The organism is Faecalibacterium sp. I2-3-92, from assembly GCF_023347315.1.
Classification (GTDB): Bacteria; Bacillota; Clostridia; order Oscillospirales; family Ruminococcaceae; genus Faecalibacterium; species Faecalibacterium duncaniae.
The window spans coordinates 2,290,147-2,316,507 of the sequence record NZ_CP094470.1 but is presented as its reverse complement, the minus strand read 5'-3'; the positions used below and the strand labels follow the sequence as shown (position 1 = coordinate 2,316,507).

Sequence of the window (26,361 nt, the reverse complement as noted above, 5' to 3'; positions counted from 1 at the left end):
GGCTCATTTTCACACTTTTGTCTCCTCCGGGAAGATCCAGACGATGGCATTGGCAGAAGATACCTTACTGGAGAAATCCAGATGTGTATAAATGTTGCTTGTTGTGCTGATGTCACTGTGACCCAGCCACTCCTGGATTTCCTTCAGGCTCACGCCATTGGCATAGAGCAGACTGGCGCAGCTATGGTGCAGGTCGTGGAAACGGATACGCTTCATCTGGTGTGCTACCAGAAAATCTGGGAAATGCTGGCTCAGGAAATCGGGCCGAATCCGCTTTCCCATCGGGTCTACATAAAAACACAGCTTGGAGCACGGACATTCAATAAAACTGCAAACCGCAGAGGGCTTTCCGTTGCTGCTCAAGCTGCCGTATGGAACAATAGCCTCGTTTCATCTATCATTTTTTCAAAATTTTGATTGATGAATGATAGATGAAATGATATGGGAGGTATACACCGTGCGAAACAAGAAACCGCCATTTGAAATCACAGAAGCAGCTCTTTCAGAGGCTATGGAAATCAGCGAACTGGTAGGCAAAATCAGTTCCACCCAGAATCTTTCCACAAGTCCGATTCTGCGCCGCCAGAATCGCATCCGAACGATTTATTCTTCTCTGGCTATCGAGCAGAACACACTCTCTTTGGAGCAGGTGACGGCTGTTCTGTCTGGAAAACGTGTGCTTGCCCCTCCAAAAGACATTGCAGAAGTAAAAAACGCCTACGAAATCTACGACCATCTCGCAGAGTTGAATCCATATTCGATGGATGATCTTCTGCTTGCACATCGGACGATGATGCAGGGTCTTGTCCGGGAGGCTGGCGAGTTTCGCTCTCGTCCTGTCGGCGTAGTAGACAGCAAGGGTAATGTCCTCCATTTCGGCACCCTGCCTCAGTATGTTCCCTCTTTGATGGAGGAACTGATTCAGTGGACAGAAAACAGTCCTTTACCGCTTTTAATTAAGAGCTGCGTCTTCCATTATGAATTTGAGGTGATCCATCCATTTGCGGATGGCAACGGTCGTATTGGGCGGCTTTGGCACACACTTCTGCTGTCAAAGTGGAACCCCTTGTTTGCATGGCTTCCAATCGAATCCATCATTCACGACCATCAGGCCGAGTATTACGCAGCAATCAATCAATCTAACGCACAGGGGGAAGGAACTGTTTTTATCGAGTTTATGCTGGGAATTATCAAAGAGGCTTTGACCGAAGCAATCAACGAACAGCCTGTTGCACAGAGTAAGGAAGAAGTGCGTTGGATGAAGATTGCAGCTTTTCTCCGCACGAACCATATTATCCAGAACGTCGATGTTCAGAATCTTCTCAATGTTTCTCCTGCCACTGCAAGTCGAATCCTGAACACTTTGACAAAAGAAGGAAAGCTCGCCAAAGTGCGAAATGGCCGCTATTGGGCATATAAATTGGCAGATTGATTATGTACAGGCGGGAAGACCCGCCTGCGGCACTTAGCCGAACAGACCAGACAGCAGAGGAATAAGGGCAACGCCGCCGCTAGCCATGAGCTGCTTCGTGCCCTGACTCTTTATTTGTGTGTGATAAAGAAGCAATAGAAGTGTAAAATTTTTTGCCGTTCCTATCCGGCACTTAGCTACTGTGTCGGATAGGTCGGGCATTATTCGTCGGGAAGTTCTACCTTGCCGACAAAGCTGTAATAAATATCAATGTCCTGTCTGCGTGTGCCGTTCTCGTCATAGCTGCACTCATGGACAACGATTTTTTCAATAAACTCCCGCAGCAGGGTATGGGTCAATTCCTCAAAGCTGGTGTACTTGCGGACAACTTTCATAAACTTTTCCGCATTAACCGTGGCTTCCTGTGCCTTTGCCAGTTCCGCTTGCAGTTCGGCGGAACGGCTCTTGACCTGTTTCTGTTCGGCTTCATGTGTTCCACTCCTTTGTCTTGGTAAATCAAAAATAGCATGATAGCTGCTATGCGGCAAGCAATGCAGATTAACATTAGCGCAACTGCCTATAAAATAAGCATAATTCCGCACAAATCACTTGAAAACAAATATTTCTTCAATCGGTGCTTCAACAACTCTTGAAATATCAATCGCCAGTTTAAGTGAGGGATTGTATTGTGCCTTTTCCAGCCGCATAATGGTTTCTCGCCGCACGCCTACCTGTGCCGCTAACTGCTCTTGTGTCAAATCCTTTAATAGCCTGTACTTTTTTAATCTACATTCAAAATCCGGCACGCTTATTCCTCGCTTTCATCAAACTGTTCATCGTTATCATAATGATATAGCAGATATTCGCTAAGGAATATTTCAAGTGCTATGGAGAGAGCTATAACAATAACAAGAGCAATTAAGGTATATTCAAGGTTATCCATGAGCTTTCCCTGTCCCAAAATGAGTATTGCAAGAAAAATAATGGACAGAGAAGTTTTGTTCGCTACACTTTGCGCTTTCATTTTGTTTTCTTTGTATCGTTCATCTATAAGAGTATTTGACATTTTTCCCTCATAGAAAAATCCGAAAAAGCCGAAAAACAGGAAAAAAACAAAAGGAAAAATTGTCTTGTCAACGCTGTAAGTCCAAAATCCCAAAAATCCGGCAAATCCTAATAAACCTAAAAAACCCAGTTTGGGATTTATTGTTCTGGTGGATTGCAAGGTTAATTCCCTACGCCTGTTTGTTTTAATAGATTCCAAAAACAACACAACAATATTCACAATATACAAGGTAAGAAGTACGCCGGAAATAATCATAGGCAGGTCTTGCACTCTGAAAACATATTCAGATAAATCCATAGGCACAATAAACCTTGAATTGTTAAATGCTATCGTGTACCATGAAGATATTGCTACCAGCAGAGCGCATATCACGCCCAGGCAAATTGTGAGTTTCGTTCTTTTTTTCATAATGGCGTCCTCCTATAAGATATATTTGTCGCTTTACGAGACAAATATATCACCTCAAAGGCTGGCTGTCAATAGGAAAGATACAAATACATCACTTTCCCAAAAATGCTTAGAAAGACAAAAGCTGATATAGGAAAATCCCCACATCAGCTTTTCGTATTGGTCTGTGTTTCGGAAATAGTGGCTGCTGTCTATCAAATTATCATTTGTTACTTTACCGCACATGAGCATTGGCGGAGGGGTTATCGCCGCCGTAACCTTCCAGCAGGTTGGCAGCACCCCACACGCCGAGACCGGCACCCAGAGCCACAACCAGAGTCTGAAGAACTTCGATAGCAGAGTTAAAGAATTCCATAGTCGTTTCTCCTTTATGGAAACCTTCTTCGGCAGACTGAAAAATGAAATGTTCTATGGATTTGAAAAGGATTATCCCTCCTTTCAAGCCTTCTCCAAGGCGATTGCCGAGTATATTGACTATTACAATAACAGCAGAATCCAAGCGAAAACAAAATGGATGCCTCCCCTCTATCGCAAGTCAAGAAATTAGCGCAACGTTCAAACAGCATATTTGCGATATGCAATTCAACGTTGTTGCTGTTGCATTGAAAAGTTGAATTGCTATAAATTCAGAGAAGCATCCATGATGGATTCTTAATGATTCAATTTTGATCCAGTGTCCAGAAAACTTGGTACATATCGTTTGCCCTGTACTTTTAATCCGGAATTTTTCCGTCAATGGAGATGGTGACCACCTGCCACGGAATGAACTTTCCGCTGGCTTGAAGTGCCTTTTTCGCTGCCATCTCCAAGCCGCCGCAGCAGGGCACCTCCATGCGGAGGATGGTCACGCTCTGGATGTCGTTGCTGCGCAGGATCTCGGTGAGCTTTTCGCTGTAATCCACAGCGTCCAGCTTCGGGCAGCCGATGAGGGTCACCTTGCCGCGCATAAATTCCTGATGGAAATTGGCGTAGGCGTATGCCGTGCAGTCCGCTGCAATCAGGAGCTTTGCGCCCTCAAAGTAGGGCGCATGGACAGGTGCCAGCTTGATCTGCACCGGCCAGTTGCGCAGGCGGGAGACCGGCTGCGCGGGGGCAGACGCTGCACTTTCTGCGATCTCCGTCTGTTCCAGCATCCGCATCCGGGAGCCGGGGCAGCCTCCCTCGTGGAGATGCTTCATCTTCTCCTGCAATTCCTTTTTCTTTTTGTTCTCCTGCACCGCTGCTTCGTCGTAGGCAGGGGCTTCCCGCTCTTCAAAGGTAATGGCTCCGGTGGGGCAGCCCGGCAGGCAGTCGCCAAAGCCATCGCAGAAATTTTCCCGCACCAGCTTTGCTTTGCCGTTGATGATATCAATGGCACCTTCATGGCAGGCGGTTGCGCACAAGCCGCAGCCGTTGCATTTTTCTTCGTCAATATGGATGATCTTCCGAATCATATCTATACTCTCCTGTTGTGGGTGTTTTTTGCATTTGCATCCTTATTATAGTATACTAAAGGCAACTTGTATGTTTGAATTCCAACAAGGAGGGCTTTTATGCAAAAATATCTGCCTGTTCTGCGGAACTGCCCCTTTTTTACCGGGCTTACCGACGATGAGATCCTGTCCATCCTGCACTGCGTCAGTGCGTCGAAGATCACCCGACCCCGGGGCTCCTACATTTTCCGTGCCGGAGATTCCACAGAGGTTATGGGGCTTGTGCTGTCCGGCTCCACCCTTGTGATCCAGGAGGACCTTTGGGGACACCGCAATATCCTGTCCAAGTGCAATACCGGAGACTTTTTCGGCGAGCCTTACGCCGCCACCCCCGGTGCCATCCTGAACATCAGCGTGGTGGCAGAGGAGGATTGCGAAATTCTGCTGCTGAACGTCAAGCGGCTGCTCACCTCCTGCCCCACCGCCTGCGACCATCACCAGAAACTCATCCGCAATCTGGTCAGCGTTCTGGCAAACAAAATACTGCTTTTTAACGATAAGATCACCCATGTCAGCAAGCGAACCACCCGGGAAAAGCTGCTATCCTACCTGTCTGCCGAGTCCATCCGGCAGTCCTCCCTTTCCTTTGACATTCCTTTTGACCGTCAGCAGCTGGCGGATTTTCTCTGCGTGGAACGTGCTGCCATGTCGGTGGAGCTTTCCAAGCTGCAAAAGGAAGGGCTGCTGGTCACCAAACGGAATCATTTTCAGTTGTTGACCCGCTGACAGCCTGGCACATTGCCTGCAAGCACCGGCTCCCTTGCGAAAACCGGTGCTTTTTTGCAGTTGCACTTTCCCCGGGAGATCATTATACTTATAAAAAAGGCCGGGTACTGCAAGGACAGGAGGGAAAGCGTATGGCACGGAACAAAACCGCGCAGGGCGGTATATCCCTGCGCCGCAAGGTCACGGCATGGCTTGCCGCAATTTTGCTGGTCACCATGCTTTCCACTGGCATTGCTACCATGGCAGGTCAGTGGACGTTACGCTCCTTTGATACGCTGCTGGCCGACAACGCCGTCTGCTACACGGTGCAGAACGCCCTCAAGGACGAAGCACAGGCCTTTGCACGCTATGTGCGTCAGCCTACTGCTGAAACGGAACAGGCCTATACCGCCGCCTGCACCGCTTCCGAGCAGAGCCTTGCGGCCCTGCCCTTCGATTACGTCCGCATCGGTGAAGAGCGCTATGCCCGTACATGGAACCTTTTGCAAGGGTACGCGGGGTACCGGCAGGAGCGGGATGCCTTTTTGCAGCTTTCCCCCTCGGCAGATACCTACATTGGACAGATGTACCATGTGATGGCGCTGCAAGACTACCTTGCCGAGTATGCGCTGCGGCTGACGCAGGCCACGCTGGAACAGGAAAACGCCCTTTACAGCAGCACGGCGGCTCACATCCGGCATCTGCCGTGGCTGTATCTGGGGCTGTTCCTGACGGCGGCTGTGCTGATGCTGCTGCTCATCCGGGTGCTGAGCCGCGCTGTTGTGCGTCCGCTGCTGCGGCTGGCGCAGGCTTCCCGCAGCATTGCCGAGGGGGATCTTTCAAGCCCGGATCTTCCGGTGAAAAGCAGCGATGAGGTGGGGCGGCTGACGGGAACCTTTAACCAGATGAAGCACGCCATGGCGCAGCAACTGACCACGCAGCAGGCCTTGCACCGGGAAGAGGTGCGGAACCTTGCACTGGAAAAAGATCTGGAGCACACCCGGCTGGAGGTGCTCAAAAGTCAGGTGAATCCGCATTTTTTGTTCAACACCCTGAACATGATCTCCTGCATGGCGCGGCTGGAGGATGCTGCCACCACCGACCAGATGATCGTGCATCTGGGCAGTTTGTTCCGGCACAACCTGCGCACCAAGCGTCAGCAGATCACGCTGGAAGAGGAACTGGACGGGCTGGAGGACTACATTTATTTGCAGCAGATGCGGTTCGATGGACGCATAGCCGTAGAAAAAAGCATCCGGGTGCAGCCTGCGGCGGTTTTGGTGCCGTCCTTTATGCTGCAGCCGGTGGTGGAAAACGCTTACTCGCATGGGCTCAAGTCCCGCGAGGAAGGCGGACGCATCCTGCTGCGGGCATGGATGCAGGGCAATGTGCTGGTGCTCACAGTTGCAGACAACGGCAAGGGAATGACCCCAGAGGAACTGGACGCTGTGCAGGCCAGAATCGCTCAGAGCGAGCAGACCGGCCGCAGCATTGGCCTTGGCAACATTTCCCGCCGTATCGGGATGCTGTATCCGGGCGGAAAAATGCAGATATACAGCCGCGCAGGTCACGGTACTGTGGTGCGGTTTGAGCTCCCGCAGACGCAGCAGCCGGAAGAAAAGGAGGAGACGCTCTCGTGAAGTGCAAATTGCTGGTGGCAGAGGATGAATTGATCGAGCGCAAGGTGCTGTGCCGGACTTTGCAGAAGTATCTGGGAGATCTGATCTGCCTGTATGAAGCAAAAAACGGCAGAGAGGCTCTGGAAATTTTTGCCCGCGAAGCGCCGCAGGTGGCTGTGCTGGACATTGAAATGCCGGGTCTCACCGGGCTGGAGGTGGCACGCAAGATCCGAGAAACAGACAGAAATTGCGCCATCCTGTTCCTGACCGGCTTTGATAAGTTCGACTATGCACGGCAGGCGATCTCTGTACGGGCGATGGACTATCTGCTCAAGCCTTACAACGAGCAGGAACTGGTATTCGCGGTGGAGGATGCCATCCGGCAGGTGTCGGTGCCGCTGCCTGCCCACCCGGCACAGCCCCCTGCGCCTGAACAGCCTGTCCGCCGGGAAGAGGACGAGGATATGCGTACCGCCATCATCCGTGCCGAGATTAGCCGCTTCATCAACGCCCATTATAGGGAGGATATCTCCATGCAGGATGCCGCCGCTGCGCTGCGCTACTCGGATGCCTACTTCTGCAAGTTGTTCAAGCAGTGCTTTAAGGTAAACTTTTCGGCCTACCTGAACGAATACCGGGTGAACAAGGCGCGCCAGCTGATTTTGGACCCGCGCCTGAGCCTGAAGGATATCGGTGCTGCTGTGGGTTACAGCGACGCCAACTATTTTACAAGGGTGTTCAAGCGCCTGACCGGCCAGACCCCTTCGGAATACCGCGTAGCCGCAGCGGAAAAAGCGGCACAAGGATAAATCGGATCCAAAAGAAGCACTCGTTCTTTCCTGCCTGTCAGCAGGAGAGGAACGGGTGCTTTTTTATTTTTGCCAGTTTCTTTCGTCCAAAAAACACAAAAATTGTACTTGGATACAACAAAGACAAAATCGTGCTGCGTTTCACAAAATAATCCGGTTTCACAAAAATGAACGAGTTGTTAAAATAAAATCATAGAAAAACGCGAAAAGAGAGGATGCCATTCATGAAGAGAAGAACGTTTCTGTCGCTGATGGGCGCAGCGGCACTGACCAGCAGCATGATGCTTACCGGCTGCGGTGCCGGCACCGGTGATGACCGCAAGATCGTGCGCATCGGCCATGTGCAGTCCCAGACCCACCCGGATCATCTGGGACTGGAAGCCTTTGCCAACTACATCAACGAGAAGCTGGGCGACAAGTACCGTGTGGAGGTGTACCCCAGCGAACTGCTGGGCTCCCAGACCGAAATGGTGCAGCTGACCCAGACCGGTGCCATCGACTTTGTGGTGGCGTCCACTGCCATCATGGAGACCTTCAGTGCCAAATACCAAATCTTCAACCTGCCTTACCTGTTCTCCAGCGTAGAAGCTTACCACGAGGCGATGGACGACCCCGAGGTGACGGACCCCATTTTCAAGACGACCTCCAAGGCCGGTCTGGAAACGGTGGCATGGCTGGATGCCGGCACCCGCAACTTCTACACCATCAAGACCCCCATCAATCAGCCCTCCGACTTGAAGGGTCTGAAGATTCGCGTGCAGCAGTCGCCCACCAACGTGGAAATGATGCGTCTGCTGGGCGGCACCGCTACGCCCATGGGCTTCGGCGATGTGTACACCGCACTGCAGGCCGGTATTCTGGATGGTGCCGAGAACAACGAGTTGGCACTGACTGATAACGGTCACGGCGATATCTGCAAGTATTACTCCTACGATATGCACCAGATGGTGCCGGATCTGCTGGTGGCAAACTACGCCTTCCTGAACGAACTCAGCAACGAGGAGCGTGCGATCTTTGAAGAGGGCTTCCAGATTGTGAAAAGCACCGAGCAGGACGCCTGGGAGGATGCTGTGGCTGAGGCGAAAGATAAGGCCGAGAACGAGCAGCACGTCAACTTTATTTACCCGGACACTGCACCGTTTCAGGAGGCTATGGCCCCCCTGCACGATTCCGTGCTGGCAGCAAACCCGGAACTGCAGCCCATTTATGACCTGATCCAGCAGCACAACGCTGCCCATACTGCGGACTGAGGAGGAGCATCATGGAAAAACTGAGAAATACCCTGAACAAGGTGCTCAACCTGCTGGCAGGTCTGAGCATGACGGTCATGGTGGTGCTGACCACCTATCAGGTCATCGTGCGTTACATCTTCAACTCTCCCTCCACATGGTCGGAGGAACTGGTGGGTTATCTGTTCGGCTGGAGCACCATGCTGGGTGCCACCATCGTCTCCGGCGAGCGCGGCCACATGAACATTCCCGTGCTGGTGGACCGGTTCAACCCCACCATGCGCAAGGCGTTCCACATCTTTGCCGAGGTCATCGCCTTCATCTTCTCTGCGACCATTCTGGTGTTCGGCGGTTTTCAGGTGTCCCAGCTGGCTATGGGACAGCAGACCTCCTCGCTGGGCGTTGCCGTGGGCGTGTTCTACTGGGTCATGCCCATCTGCGGCGTGATCATTCTGGTGTATTCCGTGCTGAACATTATCGGCATTGCAAACGGCTCCATCTGTCTGGATACCCCGGAAGATGCAGACTTTGCAAAAGTGGAAGCCGAAATGGCTGCCGATGCCGACAAGGAAAATAAGGAGGACTAAGCTGTGGCAATTCAAGCGTTACTCGTAATTCTGGCAGTGCTGCTGGTGCTGCTGTTCCTCGGCGTGCCCATCTCGTACGCCATTGCAGTCTCTTCTCTGACTGCCATCCTTTCTTCCATCGACCTGAATGTTGCCGTGCTGACCGCTGCCCAGCGCACCTTTGTGGGCATGAGCAAGTTCAGCCTGACCGCCATCCCGTTCTTTATTCTGGCCGGCAACATCATGAATCAGGGCGGCATCGCCAAGCGTCTGGTGGATTTCGTCATGGCCATTCTGGGCAAGATGCCCGGCGCACTGCTGGTGACCAACATCGGCACCAACGCCCTTTTCGGTGCCATCTCCGGCTCTGCGTCTGCTGCGGCTGCTGCTGTTGGCTCCATGATCCGCGATGGTGCCGACGAGCAGGGCTACGACCCCGCCGTGACCGCTGCCACCAACGCCGCTTCCTCCTGCTCCGGTTTGCTGATCCCGCCGTCCAACGCCTTGATCACCTACTCGCTGGCATCCGGCGGCACCTCTGTGGCTGCGCTGTTCATGGCCGGTTACATCCCCGGCATCATCTGGGCGCTGTGCTGCTGCGTGGTGGGTGTGCTGCTGGCGATCAAGCTGGGCTATAAAGGCACCCCCGGCAAATTTGACTGGAAAAATCTCGGCGTCTGCACCCTGCGCGCCCTGCCTTCGCTCTCCCTGATCATCGTGGTCATCGGCGGCATCATCGGCGGTGTGTTCTCTGCCACCGAAGGCTCTGCCATCGCGGTCGTCTATGCGCTGGTGCTGGCTTTCTGCTACCGCTCCATCAACCTGAAGAGCCTGTGGAAGATCATCGTGGACTCTGCCAAGATGTCCGGCATGGTGGTGTTCCTTGTGGGCGTTTCCAACATTCTGGGCTGGGTCATGGCCTTTTTGCAGATCCCGGATGCTGTGGCGGCAGCCCTGCTGAGCCTGACCAGCAACAAGTACATCATCCTGCTCATCATGAACGTGATCCTGCTGGTGTCCGGCACCTTTATGGATGTGACCCCGGCCATCCTCATCTTCACCCCGCTGTTCCTGCCCATCTGCCAGAGCTTTGGCATGAGCACCATCCAGTTCGGTCTGATCCTCGTGTATAACCTGTGCATCGGCAACATCACCCCGCCTGTGGGCAACGCACTGTTCGTGGGCATCAAGGTGGGCCGCACCTCGCTTTCCAAGGTCATGCCGTACATGCTTATGTACTATGTGGCCATCATCGGCGGCCTGCTGCTGGTCACCTTTATCCCGGCAGTGTCTATCGCACTGCCGCAGGCAATGGGCCTGATGTAACTGAGACATTCCATTCTTCTCCTAAAAAAGGCGGTACCTGCTTTGCGGCGGGTACTGCCTTTTCCTGTCTCTTGCACAAAGGCAGTCTTGTGCGCTATACTATCTGCAAAGGGAGGGAGACACCATGCGCAGACGGACTTTTTTAGCCGGGCTGGGCTTTGCGGCTTTACAGCTGGCAGGCTGTGCCGCAAAGCTGCAGACCACACCGGACTATGTGCTGACCTATGCCGACAACCAGCCCGCCGGATACCCCACCACGCAGGGCGCACAGTATTTTGCGGACCTTGTGCAGCAGCAGACCGGGGGCAAGGTGGTCATTCAGGTCAAAGCGAACGGCGAGTACGGCTCAGAGCAGCAAGTGTGGGAGCAGCTTGCCATTGGCGGCGTAGATTTTGCCCGTGTGTCGCTCTCGGTGGCCACGGACGATCTGCCCCGGCTCAACGTGCTGCTGCTACCGTATCTCTACCGGGATGCCGACCACATGTGGCGCGTGCTGGACGGCAGCATCGGGGCTGAGTTTTTGCAGGACTTTACCGCACAGGGACGGGTAGGCCTGAGTTGGTACGACGCGGGTGCCCGCTCGTTTTATGCCCGTCAGCCGGTGCGCAGCCTGAACGATTTACAGGGCAAGACCATCCGCGTGCAGAACTCGCAGATCGTGATCGACATGATCCGCCTGCTGGGTGCAGTGCCGGAGACCACGGCGTACAGCGATGTGTACTCGGCGCTTGAGACCGGGCAGATCGATGCCGCCGAAAACAACTGGCCGGCCTACTATTCCATGGAGCACTACAAGGTGGCACGGTACTACATGGCCGATGAGCATAGCCGCGTACCGGAGGTGCAGCTGGCTTCCGGCCGCACATGGGATGCACTGCCGGAGGAATACCGGCAGACCCTGCAGGCGTGCGCCCGGGCATCGGCGCAGTATGAGCGCCAGCTCTGGGCACAGGAGGAAACCGCCGCCCGCAAAGCAGCCCTTGCAGGCGGCTGCATCGAACTGCCGCTGCCCGAAGAAGAAATGCAGAGTTTCCGGCAACTGGTGCAGCCGCTGTACCGGAAATACTGTGCCGACTATCTGCCGCTGGTGGAGGAGATACAGGCAGAGTGACAACAGAGAAAGGGACGAGTCAAATAAAAAGGCTCACAGCTTTGAGGTTATGCTGCGGAGCACTTTTCCTCCACGCCCACTCCGTGAAACAGCAAACAAGCCAGACCCGCCGGTCTGGCTTGTTTGCAATATCAAAATAAATGTTTCCGCTGAATATACCCAAGGTGCAGCGGAGGACCTTCTGAATCAAAAACTCTCCCTCAGCTCACATATCCGTCGGTCACGCTGATGATGTTGGCATTGCCTTCTAGACTTTCATACACGTTCACGACGGCATAGTGCATCTCAGCACCCGGATAAACCGTGGTTGCTTCGCACAGGATACGGTAGTTCGTGCCTGCCCTATGTGGTCATGCGAAAGCCGGAGCCCATTGACACGACCACCCTGAACTACAATTGGCAGACCTGGGAAACAAACGCCTTCAGTGTTTACACCAAGGAGATCTGCCAGCTGACCACCCGCTACGGGCGGAAGAACTGGGAGTGACTGTACTAACTGAGCATCTTTCTACGCAATGTCTGTTGTTCTGATCAATCCAACTCCAGATCCTCAAAGCCGGTGACTGTTTCAAACCGACGGGTGCGCACCTCCATCATCTCGCTGATGAGTTCGGCGGGAAGGGCGAGTGCTCCGGCCATACGAAGCAGAGTGCTGACATCAGATGCGTTGAGCAGGTCTGTGCGGCAGAGGAAGCGGAACAGCTCTGCGTAAGCCTGTTGAGGCGGGCAGGGCATGAACTGCGCGGCATGGTCAAAATACTGTACCAAAACGGAGCAGTACCACTGACGGTCAGCTAGAGACAGTCCAGCAGAGGCTTCCAGCCGAGCCAGCGCCATACGAGCCGAGAAATCCAGCCGGAACGCGTCCCGGGCCAGTTGGTCAAAGTAAGGCATCGGCTGGGTGAAGAACAGCACCGGTACCCGCAGGATGGCTCCGAATTTGGCATCGCCTGCCAGAATTTTATCCCGGGCCACGGGTAGACCCAGCCGCGCCACCACATGGCCGGAAACATCGGTCTTTTCCAGCCAGAGCAGTGCGGCAGTGTGGTCAAATGCAGACGCAGCCACAGTGACAGTACGGCTCCAACCTTCACACCCAGCATCCCGGGCGGTCAGGGTCGCCAGACCGGAACTGTTGAAGCTGTGAGCGCCCAGCATTTTAAGCTGTGGGGGGAGCGTCAGCTGTTTCAGAGCGTGACACCCGGCAAACGTGCCCACATCCGGCATGACCTGATCCGTGGGGCGGGGCAGATAGCCCAGAGTCTGCAGCTGCTCTGGCAGATGGACGCTGGTAAGGCGGCTGCAGTCGCCGAATACACCGGCAGGCAGGGCGGAAATGGCATCCGGCAGGGTGATGGAAGTCAGATTTGTGCAGTGGTAGAACGCGTAGGGACCAATGTGAGTGATGCTGTCCGGCAGTGTGACGGAAGTCGGCCCGCCTTCGTCCAGCGTTTCGGTGGTGACTGCGCGGCCCATTCGCATACAAAATATGCTGAAACTGATAGGCGATTGCCCGAACTGCGCAAAGCAGCTCTCATCCAGATGGCTGGCAGCAAAGGCGGTAGCGGCAATGGCGGTGACAGTGCGGCCTTCTACAGTGTCGGGTACCACAGCAGGCCGTGCCAGCCGGGGCCAGCGCACCAGCGCCAGAGAGCCGTCCGGCAGAGGGGCAAAGTCTGCTGTCAGGGGCAGGGCATCGGTGTCGGACTCTTCGTTCAGATGGCCGAGTCGTGCAAACTCTGCGCTCATGTCGGGAGCATCGCCGCCCCAATCATCCTCGTCGTCCTCCTCCTGCAAGAGAGCTGCCAGCGCGGCTCCGGGCAGGGAGGAGGCCTTTTTTGTTTCCGGGGCGGGGGGTGTCCAGCGGCCGCCCAGCGTTCCGGCGTTGGTTACTTCAAATTGCAGCAGTTCCATTTTACACCAGTCCTGTCAGATCGATCTGGTGCAGCAGCTGTTCCGACTGCCGGTGCAGCAGCAGATCCCGGCTGGCTGCAAAGTAATCGGTGCTGAGAAACTGCCCCAGAAATGCGGTGGCTACGGGGGCTACGGTCAGATCGTTTACCGCCATGCTCAGCTCCGTTCCCTTACCGAAGGCTTCCTGTAAAAAACGGAGCAGATTGCCAAGCTTCTTCTGCGTTTCAGCGACCTCAGCCTGCAGGTCGGCGACCGAGCGCTGATAGCAGGCTTTGAGGGCGGAAAAAGGGGTGGAGCCGGAAAGTTCTCCGTGCCATTGGGCAGTCAGCGACAGCAGATCGAGATAGACCTTCTGCCGGGCAGAGGGGGCTTTGTTGGCTTCGGCGCGCCAGTTGTCCTCCAGCCCGGCGAGAGCGGTCAGAGCATCGCCGGGAACATCCAGCGTCCCGCGCTGGGCTTTGAGGGCGGCCACGATAAGGCGCAGCGCATCGTGGCGCAGGGTACAGCGTTCCATCTGCAGGAACACGGCTTCCAGCAGCAGGCTGACAAGGCTCATCCGTTCGTCCATCTTGGCGCTGCGTGCCTGCGTGAGGACATCCTCATCCCACACACCCTGCAGGATGGCATCAATATTGTAGGCCTGACGATATTTCTGATAGAGTTCGTAGTAGATGGCAAAATCCCGGGCGACCTGCTTGTTTTGCAGATACTGGGTAGTCAGCTCCTCGCTGACTGCAAGGCCCAGCTCCTCGTGATACTGCAGGATCTCGGAAAGGTCCTCCCAGGCACGGGGCGTTACCACGGTCAGACCGTCCACAGTGGTCTCGACCTTGTAAAAATCTTCGGGACGGATATCCAGATAGCTGATGACGCTGCGGCTGACACCGTGTTCCAGCGCGTAGGCCTTCCATGCTTCATAACTTGGCTCAACTTCGATCACCTTCAGGCGGTCACGGGTGGCAGCGTCGAACTCCCGGACGCTTTTGTTGAAGCGGGGCGGGTTGCCGGCGGTGACCACCACCCAGCCCTCGGGGATCTGATGCCCACCAAAGACTTTGTATTGCAGGAACAGCAGCATGGCAGGGGAGAGAGTCTCGGAGACGCAGTTGATCTCGTCCAGAAACAGGATGCCCTGCGTTTTGCCGGTGGTACGCATACAGTCGTAGACGCTGGCGATGATCTCGCTCATGGTGTATTCGCTGACCTGATAGCGCTTGCCGCCGTATTCCTTTTCTACGATCACAGGCAGACCCAGTGCGCTCTGGCGGGTGTGGTGGGTCATGGAATAGCTCACAAGGCCAAGCCCCATCTCATCAGCGACCTGCTGCATAATGGCAGTCTTGCCCAGACCTGGCGCACCCAGCAGGAAGATGGGCCGCTGGTGCACCAGCGGAAGTCGGTAGTGGCCCAGAGCGTCCTTCTGTAGATAGATCTGTACGGTATTTTTGATCTGTTGCTTTGCACTTGCTATATCCATGATTCGGTGTCCTCCTCGGTTCGGGTCTTCTGCGGTTCAAGCAGGCGGATGTTGTCAGTGGTAAGTACAGCCCGGATGGCCCAGCTGGGAACGTGGGGGCTGATGTGGTCGTCACGGTTAAAGATGAAGGCAGTCTTGTAGGCAGGGGATTTTTCCGGGTAGGTGCCCACGCCGTCGGTAAAATAGAGCAGGCCGTTGAGGTTCGTCAGCTTTTTCTCTTCCAGCAGCCTGTCTACATAGGCGAACACCGGCCGGAAGTCGGTACCGCCGAAGCCCCGGAGCTTCAGCCGGGGAATCAGCTCATGCAGCTGGTCCAGACTGGTCAGCCGCTCCACGCTCTGCACCTCGGCATCGCATTGGATGAGATAGATCTCTACCCGCTCGGTGAAGGAACCGCTCTGCCGCAGAACGTCGCAGGTGCGCTGCAAAAAGCTCTGAACGATATCGCCCTGCACACTGCCGGAGGTGTCGATGGCAATCACAAATTCCCGGATGCGCTTGTCGTCCCGGTATTCCAGCGGCTCGACCAGAGGAACGTTGCCGTAGGTGCGCAGACCGTAAGTGTAATAGATGAGGTCAAATTCGTCCTCGGAAAGCTGCAGCACCTCGTTTTGTGTCCCGAACCGGCGAAGAAAGTCAGTATAGTCGCATTCCTCAAAGGTCACAGGCTCTAACCCATCCAGCAATGCTCCGGCACGCTTGCCGTGACGGCGGCTGAAGGTCTCCAGATCAGTCTTGGCCTGGCGGGCCAGCTGCTTCCATTGTCTGCGCAGGGCTTCCTTCTGCCGCTGCTGCATCTGCTGCAGCGTTTCGTCCCGGGTGTCGGTTTTGCGCAGTTCGGTCTCGTTGGTGATATCCTCATCCTCCCCGGCGGGCAGCAGCTGTCCGTTGGGGGCCGGACGAGAGCCGGGCCGTGGCGCAGCATACCAGAGTGCATGGCTGTCCCGGGAAAAAAGCTGGGTCAATTCCGCCAGAACATCGGCGGGGTACTGCCGTTCCAGCAGAAAATTATAGATGGCTTCTGCCGTCAGGTGAGGGCAGGCATCCTGCAGGCGGCTGCGCCAGCTGTCCTGCATAGCATCATCCGGCAGGGCGCAGGAGGGGATCTCCAGTTCCCGGATGACTTCCTCTGCGGCAATGTCGCAGGCAAGGTTCCATAGGCGGTGATCCATTTCCTGCCGTTGAAAGGGATGCCCCAGAAGAAAGTGCAGGGTGACATGCAGCAGGGCGCGTGTGGGCACAGACTGCTGTGCCCGGAATGTGCGGAGCAGCGTTTCGGGGCAATAGTATAAGCAGCGGCCATCCCCGGCAAACAGGGTGTCCAGCGCAGGGATGGGAATCGGCTTCAGCTGTTCCAGAGCGGAGGATAAAAAACGCAGGTCGGCAGTCAACCGACTCTGTGCCAGCAGCAGCACCTGTGCGGCCAGTTCGTCCGCCGCAGGAACAGGAGTCTGGATGGGCTCGGGCATAAGAGAAAACTCCTTTCTGCCCCAAGGGCAGGGTGGTATCCTTCAAAAACGGCAAAACCAGCCGACACCACCCGGCGCACCGGGTGGAAGTCTGCTGGTTTGCACGCATTCCGTGGCGTGCTGCGGGTACTCCGCCCGGCAGACGTTTCGGAATCAGAATGAAGGAATGGGTGAAAAAGGAGGAAGGTGTTTCTTTTGGTGAGACCTCAGAACAGCAGCCCACAGGCTACGCAGCCCACAGCGACCATAATAGCAGATGCAACCCATGCGTAGGGGAGGGTGTGCTTCTGGTGGTCGCCCAGGTCCTGGCCGGAAAGGCCCAGCAGCAGGAAGGTGGCACCCGTCAGGGGACTGAGCGGGAAGCCCAGCGTCATCTGGCCCATGATGGAAGCCTTTGCCACAGCCAGTGCGTTGCCGCCCATAGCGGAAACAGCGTTGGCGATGACCGGCATAACACCGTAGTAGTAGGAGTCCGGGTCAAACAGCAGGCTCAGCGGAACGCTGAACAGGCCGACGATGGGGGCAATGAAGGTGCCCATGCTGGTGGGGATGATGGAGACCAGAGCGTCGGTCATGGAAGCCAGCATACCGGAATTTTTGACCACACCGGTGAATGCGCCTGCGGCAAAGACGATGGAGACCATCAGGAATGCGGCCTGTGCGTGACTGTTGATGATCTTGTGCTGCAGATCCACACTGGGGTAGTTGACGATGAGCAGGACGCAGTAGCCGATCATAAAGGTGACAGCCGGGCTGAGGCGGTTGGTAACGAGGATGTACAGGATGACCAGGATCAGTGCCACATTGAAGTACCAGCGCCAGCCGGAGCGGGCCAGTTCGTTGGAGGTGTTGGTGGTCTTTGCTTCGGTCAGACCGGTGACCTCCTGCGCGGGGATGCCTGCAGCAATGCGCTTGGCTTCCTTTTTGCCCAGGAAAGCCGCGACGAGCAGACAGGTCACCAAGCCTGCGATCCAGGCGGGCATGATGCCCACCCACAGCTCGCTGCCGGTGACTTCATAGCCCAGGCCGGACATGGCTGCGGCTGCACGGACCGTAGGGCCGCCCCAGGGCATAACATTCATGATACCGGCGGCCAGCGCCACGATGGTAGCCTCTACCCAAAGGTTCATCTTCAGCTTCTGGAACAGGGGCATACAGGCGGGGATGGCAATCAGGAAGGTGGTGGCACCGGAGCCATCCAGATGGCAGATGCAGCCGATGAGGAAGGTGCCGATACAGACCTTGACGGGGTCTTCGCCGGTAAACTTCAGGATGCGGTTGATGATAGGATCAAAGACACCGGCATCCGAGCAGGTACTGAAAAACAGGATGGCAAAGATGAACATGACACCTGTGGCAACGATGCTGCTCAGGCCCTTGCCCATATAATCTGCGCTGAGGATGGAAAGTGCCTTGGTAAAGCGGGTGCCGAACGTGATGACCGGCTCAACATAAGCAGTTCCGGCCTTTTCGGCAGCAGCCTGTGCGGCTTGGATGATGACATTGGGGGCATTGATGAATGCTGCGATGAAGCCGGTGATGGCGGGAACAAAGATCAGAGCTACAAGGGTAGAGACCTTCTTGCTCATGATCAGTGCCAGCACCAGCAGAATGGTGACGAACCCTAATACTGCCAGCATGTGATTTCTCCTCAATAATGTGTGTAAAGGTGGTCAGAGATCAGAACACCTGTTTCTCGTGCAGAGTGTTGAACTGCTCTTCAGTCATGCCCAGAACACCCTCAAAGATATCCCGGTTGTTCTGCCCCAGCTGGGGAGCGGGTGTGCGCACAGAGGGCTTGGTATCCATCAGTTTGATGGCACAGCCGTTCACGGTGACCTTGCCCAGGGTGGGATGATCCATCTCCACGAACATCTCGCGCTCTTTGACATGGGGATCGTCCAGGATCTCCTTGATGTTCATAATGGGGCCTGCGGGGATGCCGTGAGCCAGTACCAGCTCGGCGGCCTCGTTGGGGGTCAGATCCTTGATCCGCTCCTCAATGACCTCGGCAATGGCATCCTGATTGGCCAGACGGCCCGGCATATCCACGAACCGGGGATCGGTGATCATATCAGGGCGTTCCAGCACCTCATTGCAGAGCTTCTCGTACAGCTTCTGGTTGCCTGCCGCGATGATGACCTTGCCGCCCTTGCAGGTGAAGCTGTCGTAGGGGGAAACAGCGGCATAACGGTTGCCCATGGGGGCCGGGATGTTGCCGGTCTCGATGTACTTCAGGGCAGTGTTCTCAGTGGCAGCGATCATGCTGTCCATCAGACTCACGTCCACCCGCTGCCCTTTGCCGGTAATGGTGCGGGCGTTGACTGCGGCAAGGATGCCGATGGTTACATGAAGTCCGCCCAGAATATCACCCAGCGCAGAACCGGCACGGGTAGGCTCCCCGCCCTTGGAACCGGTGATGGACATCATACCGCCCATGGCCTGAGCCAGGATATCATAGCCCGGGCGCAGGTGGTAGGGACCGTAGCAGCCAAAGCCGGAGACCGCCGCATAGATGATGCGGGGATTGATCTCCTTCAGGACATCATAGCCCAGTCCCAGCTTGTCCATCACGCCGGGGCGGTAGTTTTCCACCACGATATCCGCTTTTTTGACAAGCTCCTTGAAGATCTCCTTGCCCTCAGGGGCCTTCAGGTTCAGGGTGATCCCCTTTTTGTTGCGGTTGATGTTGGCAAAATAGACGCTTTCCCGCTCACCATTCAGATTTTTGGCACGGAAGGGGGGATAGCTGCGGGTGTCGTCACCGCCTTTGGGGACCTCGATCTTGATGACGTTTGCCCCCATGTCAGCCAGCATCATGGTGCAGAAGGGGCCGGCAAGCACACGGGTCAGGTCGAGAACCGTCAGGTTCTCCAATGCCATATGTTCACTCATGTTACAGCTCTCCATCCTCAACGTGGATCTTCATGCGCATCACGGCACTGCCCATGGATTTGCCCAGGCTGTCCAGACGCAGGCTCATGGTGGCACCGCCGCCCAGAGCGTGCTTCATAACAAAGTTGAAGCCGTTCAGGCTGGGCACGTCGTAGCGGGTGATCTCGCCCTTGACCATGTCGCCAAAGTAGGCTTTGAGTTTTTCGGGGGTCACCTCGCGCTCAATGATCTTATAGTATTCCGGTTTGCGTGCATACACACAGACATTGCTGGTATCACCCTTGTCGCCGGAGCGGCCGTGAGCAATATCGTTCAGATAGATCTCTGCCATCTTACTTCACCTCCAGAATGTGACTTTCGACCTGCACGGCATCGCGGGGCACGGTGGTGGGCCACAGTGCCATCACTTCTTGCACGCGGGCACGGCCGCCGAAGAAGGAGGCACCCGGAGGGCCGTTCAGCTGCAGGGGGCTGATCTCGGGAATGATCTTGGCGCACTCGCTCTTGTCCTCGCTGAACACAGCAATGCGCAGCACGCACTCGTTCAGGTTCTTCAGTGCCTCTTCGCTCATATCGGCCACGCCCAGATGCAGGCTGTTCAGGCCGATGTAGCTGATGTGGATGTCGTCGGCCTTCATGCCGCGGCGCTGCATCTTCTTCATGATGACCTCGGCGCAGTACTGAGCCTTTTCGTAGGCATCAGGCCATGCAAAGCTCAGCATGGAAACAGTCTTCCAGCCCTTGTGGTAACCCACGCAGAGCTTGAGCGTGTCGGGGCGGGGCTTGCCCTTGACACCGCCGATGCGGACACGGTTGTCACCCACCTGGGTGATGGTAGCATGGCTGATATCCACGTTGACATCCGGGGTCAGGTAGTTGGCGGGATCGTGGACCTCGTACAGGAACTGCTCCTTGCAGCTCTGTTCGCAGATGATGCCGCCGCAGTCGGGAGCCTTGGTGATCTCAAAGGTATCATCGGTCAGCTCTGCGATGGGGAAGCCCAGCTCGTCCATGCGGGGGACATTGCGCCAGTCGTACATATAGTTGCCGCCGGCACCCTGACCGCCGCACTCCAGCAGATGGCCTGCCATGATGCCGCGGGCCAGATTGTCCCAATCGTCAGCAGCCCAGCCAAACTCGTACTTCAGCGGAGCCAGGAACAGGGCGCTGTCAGCCGCACGGCCGGTGATGACCACATCGGCACCCTCTGCCAGGCATCCCTCAATGCCCTCATGGCCGATGTAGACATTGCAGTTGTAGATCTTGTCCAGAATATCGTTGAAATTGCCGTCGTAGTCGAAGTTGGGGAAGGTCCAGCCATCCTTCAGCAGCTGCGGAATCTTATCCTTGATGTTATCGCCGGTCACATAACCGATCTTATAACCGCTCATGATGTTGCCTTCTGCCCACTGGCGGATGCCGTCCACGCAGCCATTGATGTTCATGCCGCCTGCGTTGGTGCAGATCTTGATGTGCTTGTCCCAGGCTTCCTTGCCGGCCTCCTTCAGGATGCGGGTGGTGAAGTCGGGCGCAAAGCCCTTGGTGGGGTCCTTGAGCTGCTGCTTTGCCATGATGGAAAGAGTCAGCTCTGCCAGATAATCACAGCCCATATACTGGATATCGGCATTGCGGATCATGTGGATGGCCGCGTCCGGGCTGTCGCCCCAGAAGCCCTGGCCACCGCCGATTGCAACTTTCTTCATTCGATAGCCTCCTTATAAATGGAAAGGTGATATCAGCGTCAAACATCAGTATAACGTTTGACTCAATCGTCGTACTGAGTGTAGTACAACGATTTACTAATGTCAAGAAAAAAACGAAGTTTGGAGGAAAAGAAATGCAACTTTGTTGAAACGGCTAAAAAGGAAAAAGAAAAATATACAGAGTGCACAAAAACGGCTGGTTTGAGATTGGAGAGGCTTTTTTGGCTTGTCAAGATACGGGGAAACGGGTACAATAAACCTGATATCAGAAAAAGGTGGGGAAGAGCATGGTTACGATCAAGCAGATCGCGCAGGAGGTCGGGATCTCGTCCAGTACGGTCAGCATTGTTTTGGGCGGCAAGGCGGCAGAGCGGAAGATCAGCACGGCCACGCAGGAAAAAATTTTTGCGGCGGCGGCACGGCTTGGCTATCAGCCCAATATGGCTGCCCGGAGTCTGCGGGGCGGCAGCGGTGCCAATGAGCTGGTGGTGGCCATGTTCTGGGCACAGGATTTCCGGGCCAGCATGATGCTCCGCTTCTGGGATGGTCTGCGGGCCGAGATCGAAAAAACGGCACGTCCGGTGCGGCTGGTCATCTATCCGTATGTCAACGACCACCTGAAGGAAAGCGAGGCACTGACCAGTGGCGCAAACTGCCATGCGGCCATCATCTGCAATGCGTCCTATGCGGACCTGCAGTTTTTGGAGGACACGCAGCTGCCGATCCCGGTGGTGCTGTACAACCGTGTTTGCAATGGGTATTGCAGCGTCAATGTGGATGATCTGAAGATGGGGGCTCTGGCGGCGCGGGCTTTTGCCGATCAGGGATGCAGGACGGCGGCAGTTCTGACGAGCAGCCCGGTCTTTGAGGGGATGGAAAACCGGATGCATGGGTTCCGGCTGGAAGGGGAGCACCACGGGTTGACGATCCTGGCCAACCGGTATTGTGAAAACAGCATACGAGGCGGTTACGAGGCGGTTTCGCATCGGCTGCGGCATGAGTGGAAGCAGCAGCTGCCGGACGCAGTGTTCTGCGGTTCCTCGGCCATTGCGCACGGTGCCCTGCGGGCTTTTTGTGAGGCCGGATATATCGGCGAAAAGCTGCCCCGGCTGATCGCTGTAGGCAACGGCCCGGAGGAATCCGATGCGTTTTCGATCCCGAGCCTGAGCGTGGTCTATCTGCCCATGGAGGATATGGCGCGGGAGTGCATCCAGCTGGTGCTGGGGCAGCTGGACGGTCGGATTGCCACGCCGGAAAGCCGGCTGCTGCCGATCGAGTATGTTCCCAGGGAGAGCTGCGGGCCGCTGACAGAATACGCTGCACAATAAAAAAAGCCCCGTACCGGCACGCAAAACGTGCGCAGTGCGGGGAAGAAAGAGCAGTCAGCCCTCGGCGCTGATACAGTACATGGAAAAGGTGCTGGAAAATAACAGGGTGTCGGTCTCGTCTGTGATCTCCACAGCCACCACACAGATGTGCCGACGGCGGCTGACCGTCCGGCCGCGGGCTGTCAGGTGACCGGCTTTGATGTTGTGGATGAAATTGACCGAAGCATTCTGGGTGACATACTGCCGTCCGTCAGAGCGGGCAGTTAGCCCGGCACAGCAGTCGGCCATGGTAAAAAATGCGCCGCCGTGCACAAAACCGTAGATGTTGGTGGTGTCCCGCCGGATGTCCAGCGACATGACAGCGCTGTCCGACGTTACCGATACGATCTCGATGTGATTGTACTGCATGAATGGATTTTCAAGCATTTGTGCAATGTTCTGTTCCTGCATAAGGAGCCTCTTCTTTTTGATTGTGGTACAACGTTGTACGAAACGAGTTGGACGTTTTTTATTATAATCGCATTTTCCGCAGGATGCAAGCAGCAGGAGGTTTGAAAATAAATGGAACGGCCATCATTACGCAGGCAGCTTGTAATGATCTTTCTGGGAATCGCCATTCCCATTGGTATTCTGCTGGGGCTGCTGCTCTTTTTTCAGGGCTTTATAACCGCAATCGGCTGGCAGCTGCGGCATCCGGTGGTCTTGATATGTTTACCACAAATTTTGAGAATCAGCTGGATTCGGTGGAAAACTACCTGCTCAATCTGTCACTGAACGATGCGACCTTTCGCAGCCTGAGCGAACAGACCGACCGCACCCGCGCCTACCTGGATGCTTATGAGATCGCACAGGGTTTTCCGGCGGTATTGGCTGCCAACGATGCCCTGATGGGTGTGGTGCTGCGCAGCGGCTCAGGCAACCTGTATGTGGGGCGCTACGGTGAAACTGCCCAGCAGCTCAAGCAGAAACTGAATCTGGAAGCGTATCTCGGTCAGCCGGGCCAGACCAATAAAATGATGACAAGGGGATGGTATCTGCGCACCATCGGCCAGCGGCTTTACCTGCTGCGCAGTGTTTTCTACCAGAAAGCCAGCCTGACCGCTGCGGTGGATCTGCGGCTGGTGTTTGAAGAACTGGTGAAAGACTATGGGCTGGACGGCCGGGTCATTGTGATGAACGACAGCGGCAATGTGTTGGTAGGGGATGCCAACCTTCTGCCCACAAAGATGGAATGGAACAGTGAGGGTTACTGTTTGACAAAGGTGGGCAGGGACAGCCGACTGGTGGTGCGCAAACAGGTCAAAGCGCTGACGGTATTGTATCTGGTTCCCTACCAGCATTTCGGGGTAGACTTTGCGCCGTATCAGATCTTGCTGGTGATGGGTGCTGTTTTTGTTCTGCTGGCGATCCCGTTCATTCTGTTCTATATGAAGCAGGAGATCTTTGCCCCTATGACGGCGTTGGTGAGCACCATGGACAGGATCGGCCGCGGTGAACTTTCGGTGCGCTCCAGTGTGGATTATCGCAACGCTGAGTTTACGCAGGTGAACGAGACCTTCAACCGGATGATCGACCAGATCACCCAGCTGAAGATCGACGGTTACGAAAAGGAGCTGGAAGCCCGCCGCAACGAGATGACCGCCCTTAAGCTGCAGATCCGGCCCCACTTTGTGCTCAACTGCCTGAAAAGTGTCTATGCCATGGTGCAGACTGGCAGCCGCGAGGATGCCCAGCAGCTGATCCTGCTGCTGAGCCGGTATCTGCGCTATATCCTCTCTTTTACAGCGACCACAACGCCTCTGCACACTGAGATCGAGCAGTGCTGCAATTACGCGGAACTTTCCAGCGTGGGGCAGAACGATCCCGTGGAGGTAGTATGCGAGATCGACCCGGAACTCAGCGAATTGCCCTTGCCGCCGGTCTCGCTGCTGACGCTGGTGGAGAACAGCGTCAAGCACGGCAAGATGATCGGAAAAACGCTGAAGATTACGATCACTGCAAAGCTCCTCGAAACGGAAGAGGGCTGCATGGCTGATCTTTCGGTGGCGGACAATGGCACAGGCTTTACGGCAGGGGATCTGAAGCAGCTGAACAGTGCAGCACCGCAGGAGGAGAATGGACAGCACGTCGGGCTGTTCAATGTGGTACGGCGGCTGCAGCTGCTCTATGGGGAGCAGGCAGCCATCGCCTTTACCAATAACCGCCGGGGCGGCGGTGCCAGGGTGGAGCTGTTCCTGCCGATAGATCCGGTCTTACAGAAGAAGGAAGGAGAAACAGCATGAAACTGCTGATCGTAGACGATCAAAGCACCGTGGTGCAGGGGCTTTTGCACTGCACCAACTGGGCAGCAATGGGATTTACTGTGGTGGATACGGCTTTGAACGCTGTGGATGCCAAGGCCAGCCTGCTGCGGCAGGAGGCCGAGGTCATGCTCTGCGATATTGAAATGCCCATGGAAAGCGGGCTGGATCTGTTGGACTGGCTCCGGCAGCGAGGGATGACCACCCGCTGCATCTTCCTGACAGCCCATGCTGAGTTCCGATATGCACAGGAGGCACTGCGGCTGGGCGGTTTTGACTATATCATGCAGCCCGCCCCTTATGAACAGGTGGTGGATGCAGTGAGCCGTGCGCTGGATAATGTAAAGGAGGAATGGGCGGCGCTGGAGCTGCAGAGCAGGGGCGCTGTTTTTGACGACCAGAAAAAGGAGATCGTGGAGACTATGCTGCGGGGCTTCCTGTTGGGCAACGCCCCGGGAAGCAGCCTGACCGCATTTGAAGAACTGAGCCTTGTGCCCCGGCGGGAGCAGGAATGCTGGGTTGCCCTGATGCAGCCGCTGCGCTGGAAGCAAGGCGAGGAGCCGTGGGAGCTGAGCCTGCTGAGCACGGCAGTGGGGAATATGAGCAGCGAGGTGTTCACGCCGCTGCAGGTGCTCAGTGTAACGGTGGCGATCCCTGCGGAGCAGTGTCTCGTTCTGGTGCTGCAAAGCCGGGTGGGGGAGCCGCTGGAGGCAGACTATATCACCCGGCAGTTGAATTATCTGCAAAGTGCGTGTGCGCAGTATATCCACTGTGAAGCGGCCTTTTATCCGGAGGGGCCGCAGCCCTTTGAACAGGCACCGGAGATCTACCAGAAGCTGCTGCAGCAACGGAGCGAGAATGTAGCCCTGAAAGGCGGTGTTCTGCTGGGCCGCCCAGCGGAAAAAGCGCCGGAAGTGTTCCGTATTCCGCAGATCGGTGCATGGCAGAAGCTGCTGCAGGCGGGATGTGCGCAGGCAATGGAGCAGGAAGCCTGCCAGCTGTTGGACAAGCTGACGGCCAACAATCAGCTGAACAGCCAGACCTTGCGGTATTTTTATCAGGATTTTATGCAGATGCTCTTCTCCTTGCCGGAAAAGAAACGGCAGGACGATATGTTCCGGGAGCCGGAAGCGTTGGAACTTTACCGCAACGGCATGAAGACCGTGCCGGATATGAAGGCGTTGGTCCATTATGTGGCCTCGGTTTGGGATAGCGAAACGGAAGAAAATAGTCAGAGTACCGTGGAGATCATTATGGCTTACATTGCCGAGCATCTGGAAAATGAGCTGCGCCGGGAAGAACTGGCCGAGGCTGTCCACCTGAATCCGGATTACATGGCCCGGCTTTTTAAGAAAGAGACCGGCATGAACCTGAAGGATTATATCATTCAGCAGAAAATGCAGGAGGCACAGAGCCTGCTCTGCACCACCAATCTGCCCATCAGCCTGATCGCGGCAAAGGTTGGGTATACGAATTTCGGGCATTTCTCCACTTCTTATAAGAAGTTCTATCACAAGACCCCACAGGAGGAGCGCAGCGCAGCATTATGAGAG

Annotated in this window: 24 protein-coding genes and 4 pseudogenes; 13 read left to right on the top strand and 15 right to left on the bottom strand. The window is 55.6% G+C overall.

Translation table 11 applies throughout. From position 1 onward, the window contains the following. Nucleotides 1-9 precede the first annotated feature (9 nt). Nucleotides 10-294, bottom strand: a pseudogene (locus MTP42_RS11280) (tyrosine-type recombinase/integrase); the annotation flags it as partial. A gap of 163 nt (nucleotides 295-457) precedes the next feature. On the opposite strand from MTP42_RS11280, the gene MTP42_RS11275 reads away from it, so the two are divergent. Next, nucleotides 458-1,432 (top strand): Fic family protein, encoded by a 975-nt coding sequence (locus tag MTP42_RS11275; RefSeq protein ID WP_249257344.1) that lies wholly within the window; start codon nucleotides 458-460, stop codon nucleotides 1,430-1,432. 33 nt (nucleotides 1,433-1,465) lie between these two features. Here MTP42_RS11275 and MTP42_RS14770 read toward each other — a convergent pair. The 5 genes and pseudogenes from MTP42_RS14770 to MTP42_RS11250 all read right to left on the bottom strand — a co-directional run. Further along, nucleotides 1,466-1,543, bottom strand: a pseudogene (locus MTP42_RS14770) (Maff2 family mobile element protein); the annotation flags it as partial. Nucleotides 1,544-1,632: 89 nt separating this feature from the next. Then, nucleotides 1,633-1,911 (bottom strand): annotated as a pseudogene (locus MTP42_RS11265) (DUF4368 domain-containing protein); the annotation flags it as partial. 105 nt (nucleotides 1,912-2,016) lie between these two features. After that, the gene (locus MTP42_RS11260) at nucleotides 2,017-2,217 is read right to left on the bottom strand and encodes a helix-turn-helix transcriptional regulator (protein ID WP_032747079.1); all 201 of its coding nucleotides are present in this window, start codon (nucleotides 2,215-2,217) and stop codon (nucleotides 2,017-2,019) included. A gap of 2 nt (nucleotides 2,218-2,219) precedes the next feature. After that, entirely contained in the window at nucleotides 2,220-2,885 is a 666-nt protein-coding gene (locus MTP42_RS11255) for a DUF3796 domain-containing protein (protein ID WP_050540877.1), read from the bottom strand. A gap of 226 nt (nucleotides 2,886-3,111) precedes the next feature. Continuing rightward, nucleotides 3,112-3,240: pseudogene (locus MTP42_RS11250) on the bottom strand (Maff2 family mobile element protein); the annotation flags it as partial. 15 nt (nucleotides 3,241-3,255) lie between these two features. Here MTP42_RS11250 and MTP42_RS14765 point away from each other — a divergent pair. Then, entirely contained in the window at nucleotides 3,256-3,432 is a 177-nt protein-coding gene (locus MTP42_RS14765; protein ID WP_442899436.1) for an IS3 family transposase, read from the top strand. A 166-nt stretch (nucleotides 3,433-3,598) separates the two neighbouring features. On the opposite strand, the gene MTP42_RS11245 is transcribed toward MTP42_RS14765, so the two are convergent. Then, nucleotides 3,599-4,318: an ATP-binding protein gene (locus tag MTP42_RS11245; RefSeq protein ID WP_249257341.1), complete on the bottom strand. Its 720-nt coding sequence runs from the start codon at nucleotides 4,316-4,318 to the stop codon at nucleotides 3,599-3,601. 99 nt (nucleotides 4,319-4,417) lie between these two features. On the opposite strand from MTP42_RS11245, the gene MTP42_RS11240 reads away from it, so the two are divergent. The 8 genes from MTP42_RS11240 (at nucleotide 4,418) to MTP42_RS14760 (ending at nucleotide 12,209) form a co-directional block, all read left to right on the top strand. Next, complete coding sequence (locus MTP42_RS11240) at nucleotides 4,418-5,083, top strand: Crp/Fnr family transcriptional regulator (RefSeq protein ID WP_249257340.1); 666 nt, start codon at nucleotides 4,418-4,420, stop codon at nucleotides 5,081-5,083. Nucleotides 5,084-5,214: 131 nt separating this feature from the next. Beyond that, nucleotides 5,215-6,702 (top strand): sensor histidine kinase, encoded by a 1,488-nt coding sequence (locus tag MTP42_RS11235; RefSeq protein ID WP_249257339.1) that lies wholly within the window; start codon nucleotides 5,215-5,217, stop codon nucleotides 6,700-6,702. Then, the gene (locus tag MTP42_RS11230) at nucleotides 6,699-7,490 is read left to right on the top strand and encodes a response regulator transcription factor (protein WP_249257338.1); all 792 of its coding nucleotides are present in this window, start codon (nucleotides 6,699-6,701) and stop codon (nucleotides 7,488-7,490) included. The genes MTP42_RS11235 and MTP42_RS11230 overlap by 4 nt, the downstream gene beginning before the upstream one ends. Nucleotides 7,491-7,705: 215 nt before the next feature. Then, nucleotides 7,706-8,740 (top strand): TRAP transporter substrate-binding protein, encoded by a 1,035-nt coding sequence (locus MTP42_RS11225; protein WP_249257337.1) that lies wholly within the window; start codon nucleotides 7,706-7,708, stop codon nucleotides 8,738-8,740. An 11-nt stretch (nucleotides 8,741-8,751) separates the two neighbouring features. Continuing rightward, on the top strand, nucleotides 8,752-9,306 hold the full coding sequence (locus MTP42_RS11220; protein WP_005939311.1) for a TRAP transporter small permease: 555 nt from the start codon (nucleotides 8,752-8,754) through the stop codon (nucleotides 9,304-9,306). A gap of 3 nt (nucleotides 9,307-9,309) precedes the next feature. Beyond that, nucleotides 9,310-10,611, top strand: coding sequence for a TRAP transporter large permease (locus tag MTP42_RS11215; protein WP_249257336.1), 1,302 nt, complete (start codon nucleotides 9,310-9,312; stop codon nucleotides 10,609-10,611). 124 nt (nucleotides 10,612-10,735) lie between these two features. After that, the gene (locus MTP42_RS11210; protein ID WP_249257335.1) at nucleotides 10,736-11,722 is read left to right on the top strand and encodes a TRAP transporter substrate-binding protein; all 987 of its coding nucleotides are present in this window, start codon (nucleotides 10,736-10,738) and stop codon (nucleotides 11,720-11,722) included. Nucleotides 11,723-12,068: 346 nt separating this feature from the next. Further along, complete coding sequence (locus tag MTP42_RS14760; RefSeq protein WP_207653566.1) at nucleotides 12,069-12,209, top strand: hypothetical protein; 141 nt, start codon at nucleotides 12,069-12,071, stop codon at nucleotides 12,207-12,209. Nucleotides 12,210-12,253: 44 nt separating this feature from the next. On the opposite strand, the gene MTP42_RS11200 is transcribed toward MTP42_RS14760, so the two are convergent. From MTP42_RS11200 to MTP42_RS11170, 7 genes are all read right to left on the bottom strand, one after another. Continuing rightward, on the bottom strand, nucleotides 12,254-13,636 hold the full coding sequence (locus MTP42_RS11200) for a leucine-rich repeat domain-containing protein (RefSeq protein WP_249257334.1): 1,383 nt from the start codon (nucleotides 13,634-13,636) through the stop codon (nucleotides 12,254-12,256). A 1-nt stretch (nucleotide 13,637) separates the two neighbouring features. Continuing rightward, nucleotides 13,638-15,113, bottom strand: coding sequence for an ATP-binding protein (locus tag MTP42_RS11195; RefSeq protein WP_249257333.1), 1,476 nt, complete (start codon nucleotides 15,111-15,113; stop codon nucleotides 13,638-13,640). Next, nucleotides 15,104-16,582 (bottom strand): vWA domain-containing protein, encoded by a 1,479-nt coding sequence (locus MTP42_RS11190; protein ID WP_249257332.1) that lies wholly within the window; start codon nucleotides 16,580-16,582, stop codon nucleotides 15,104-15,106. The genes MTP42_RS11195 and MTP42_RS11190 overlap by 10 nt, the downstream gene beginning before the upstream one ends. 206 nt (nucleotides 16,583-16,788) lie before the next feature. Further along, complete coding sequence (locus tag MTP42_RS11185) at nucleotides 16,789-18,222, bottom strand: CitMHS family transporter (protein ID WP_097773474.1); 1,434 nt, start codon at nucleotides 18,220-18,222, stop codon at nucleotides 16,789-16,791. Nucleotides 18,223-18,262: 40 nt separating this feature from the next. Then, the gene (locus MTP42_RS11180; protein ID WP_179859170.1) at nucleotides 18,263-19,477 is read right to left on the bottom strand and encodes a CaiB/BaiF CoA transferase family protein; all 1,215 of its coding nucleotides are present in this window, start codon (nucleotides 19,475-19,477) and stop codon (nucleotides 18,263-18,265) included. Between the two features lies 1 nt (nucleotide 19,478). Then, entirely contained in the window at nucleotides 19,479-19,808 is a 330-nt protein-coding gene (locus MTP42_RS11175) for an AtuA-related protein (RefSeq protein WP_005931688.1), read from the bottom strand. A gap of 1 nt (nucleotide 19,809) precedes the next feature. Then, on the bottom strand, nucleotides 19,810-21,180 hold the full coding sequence (locus MTP42_RS11170) for an acyclic terpene utilization AtuA family protein (protein WP_215698340.1): 1,371 nt from the start codon (nucleotides 21,178-21,180) through the stop codon (nucleotides 19,810-19,812). A 287-nt stretch (nucleotides 21,181-21,467) separates the two neighbouring features. Between MTP42_RS11170 and MTP42_RS11165 the strand changes: the two genes are divergently transcribed. Further along, nucleotides 21,468-22,508, top strand: coding sequence for a LacI family DNA-binding transcriptional regulator (locus MTP42_RS11165; RefSeq protein WP_215698338.1), 1,041 nt, complete (start codon nucleotides 21,468-21,470; stop codon nucleotides 22,506-22,508). Between the two features lie 54 nt (nucleotides 22,509-22,562). Here MTP42_RS11165 and MTP42_RS11160 read toward each other — a convergent pair whose 3' ends face one another. After that, nucleotides 22,563-22,958, bottom strand: coding sequence for a PaaI family thioesterase (locus MTP42_RS11160; protein ID WP_215698336.1), 396 nt, complete (start codon nucleotides 22,956-22,958; stop codon nucleotides 22,563-22,565). A gap of 257 nt (nucleotides 22,959-23,215) precedes the next feature. Between MTP42_RS11160 and MTP42_RS11155 the strand changes: the two genes are divergently transcribed. Together MTP42_RS11155 and MTP42_RS11150 are read left to right on the top strand one after the other, a co-directional pair. Beyond that, nucleotides 23,216-24,790 carry a sensor histidine kinase gene (locus MTP42_RS11155; protein ID WP_249257331.1) on the top strand — a complete coding sequence of 525 codons (1,575 nt, stop codon included), beginning with the start codon at nucleotides 23,216-23,218 and terminating at the stop codon, nucleotides 24,788-24,790. Further along, nucleotides 24,787-26,358 (top strand): response regulator transcription factor, encoded by a 1,572-nt coding sequence (locus tag MTP42_RS11150; protein ID WP_249257330.1) that lies wholly within the window; start codon nucleotides 24,787-24,789, stop codon nucleotides 26,356-26,358. Before MTP42_RS11155 ends, MTP42_RS11150 begins: the two co-directional genes overlap by 4 nt. Nucleotides 26,359-26,361: the final 3 nt, after the last annotated feature.

Excerpts from the sequence above, each read along its gene's own strand:
- MTP42_RS11195 (WP_249257333.1), bottom strand. The coding sequence starts at position 15,113 with ATGGATATAGCAAGTGCAAAGCAACAGATCAAAAATACCGTACAGATC.
- MTP42_RS11185 (WP_097773474.1), bottom strand. The coding sequence starts at position 18,222 with ATGCTGGCAGTATTAGGGTTCGTCACCATTCTGCTGGTGCTGGCACTG.
- MTP42_RS11190 (WP_249257332.1), bottom strand. The coding sequence starts at position 16,582 with ATGCCCGAGCCCATCCAGACTCCTGTTCCTGCGGCGGACGAACTGGCC.
- MTP42_RS11155 (WP_249257331.1), top strand. The coding sequence starts at position 23,216 with ATGTTTACCACAAATTTTGAGAATCAGCTGGATTCGGTGGAAAACTAC.
- MTP42_RS14765 (WP_442899436.1), top strand. The coding sequence starts at position 3,256 with ATGGAAACCTTCTTCGGCAGACTGAAAAATGAAATGTTCTATGGATTT.
- MTP42_RS11210 (WP_249257335.1), top strand. The coding sequence starts at position 10,736 with ATGCGCAGACGGACTTTTTTAGCCGGGCTGGGCTTTGCGGCTTTACAG.
- MTP42_RS11225 (WP_249257337.1), top strand. The coding sequence starts at position 7,706 with ATGCCATTCATGAAGAGAAGAACGTTTCTGTCGCTGATGGGCGCAGCG.
- MTP42_RS11235 (WP_249257339.1), top strand. The coding sequence starts at position 5,215 with ATGGCACGGAACAAAACCGCGCAGGGCGGTATATCCCTGCGCCGCAAG.
- MTP42_RS11160 (WP_215698336.1), bottom strand. The coding sequence starts at position 22,958 with ATGCAGGAACAGAACATTGCACAAATGCTTGAAAATCCATTCATGCAG.
- MTP42_RS11255 (WP_050540877.1), bottom strand. The coding sequence starts at position 2,885 with ATGAAAAAAAGAACGAAACTCACAATTTGCCTGGGCGTGATATGCGCT.
- MTP42_RS11245 (WP_249257341.1), bottom strand. The coding sequence starts at position 4,318 with ATGATTCGGAAGATCATCCATATTGACGAAGAAAAATGCAACGGCTGC.
- MTP42_RS11175 (WP_005931688.1), bottom strand. The coding sequence starts at position 19,808 with ATGGCAGAGATCTATCTGAACGATATTGCTCACGGCCGCTCCGGCGAC.
- MTP42_RS11240 (WP_249257340.1), top strand. The coding sequence starts at position 4,418 with ATGCAAAAATATCTGCCTGTTCTGCGGAACTGCCCCTTTTTTACCGGG.
- MTP42_RS11150 (WP_249257330.1), top strand. The coding sequence starts at position 24,787 with ATGAAACTGCTGATCGTAGACGATCAAAGCACCGTGGTGCAGGGGCTT.
- MTP42_RS11170 (WP_215698340.1), bottom strand. The coding sequence starts at position 21,180 with ATGAAGAAAGTTGCAATCGGCGGTGGCCAGGGCTTCTGGGGCGACAGC.
- MTP42_RS11180 (WP_179859170.1), bottom strand. The coding sequence starts at position 19,477 with ATGAGTGAACATATGGCATTGGAGAACCTGACGGTTCTCGACCTGACC.
- MTP42_RS11220 (WP_005939311.1), top strand. The coding sequence starts at position 8,752 with ATGGAAAAACTGAGAAATACCCTGAACAAGGTGCTCAACCTGCTGGCA.
- MTP42_RS11165 (WP_215698338.1), top strand. The coding sequence starts at position 21,468 with ATGGTTACGATCAAGCAGATCGCGCAGGAGGTCGGGATCTCGTCCAGT.
- MTP42_RS11200 (WP_249257334.1), bottom strand. The coding sequence starts at position 13,636 with ATGGAACTGCTGCAATTTGAAGTAACCAACGCCGGAACGCTGGGCGGC.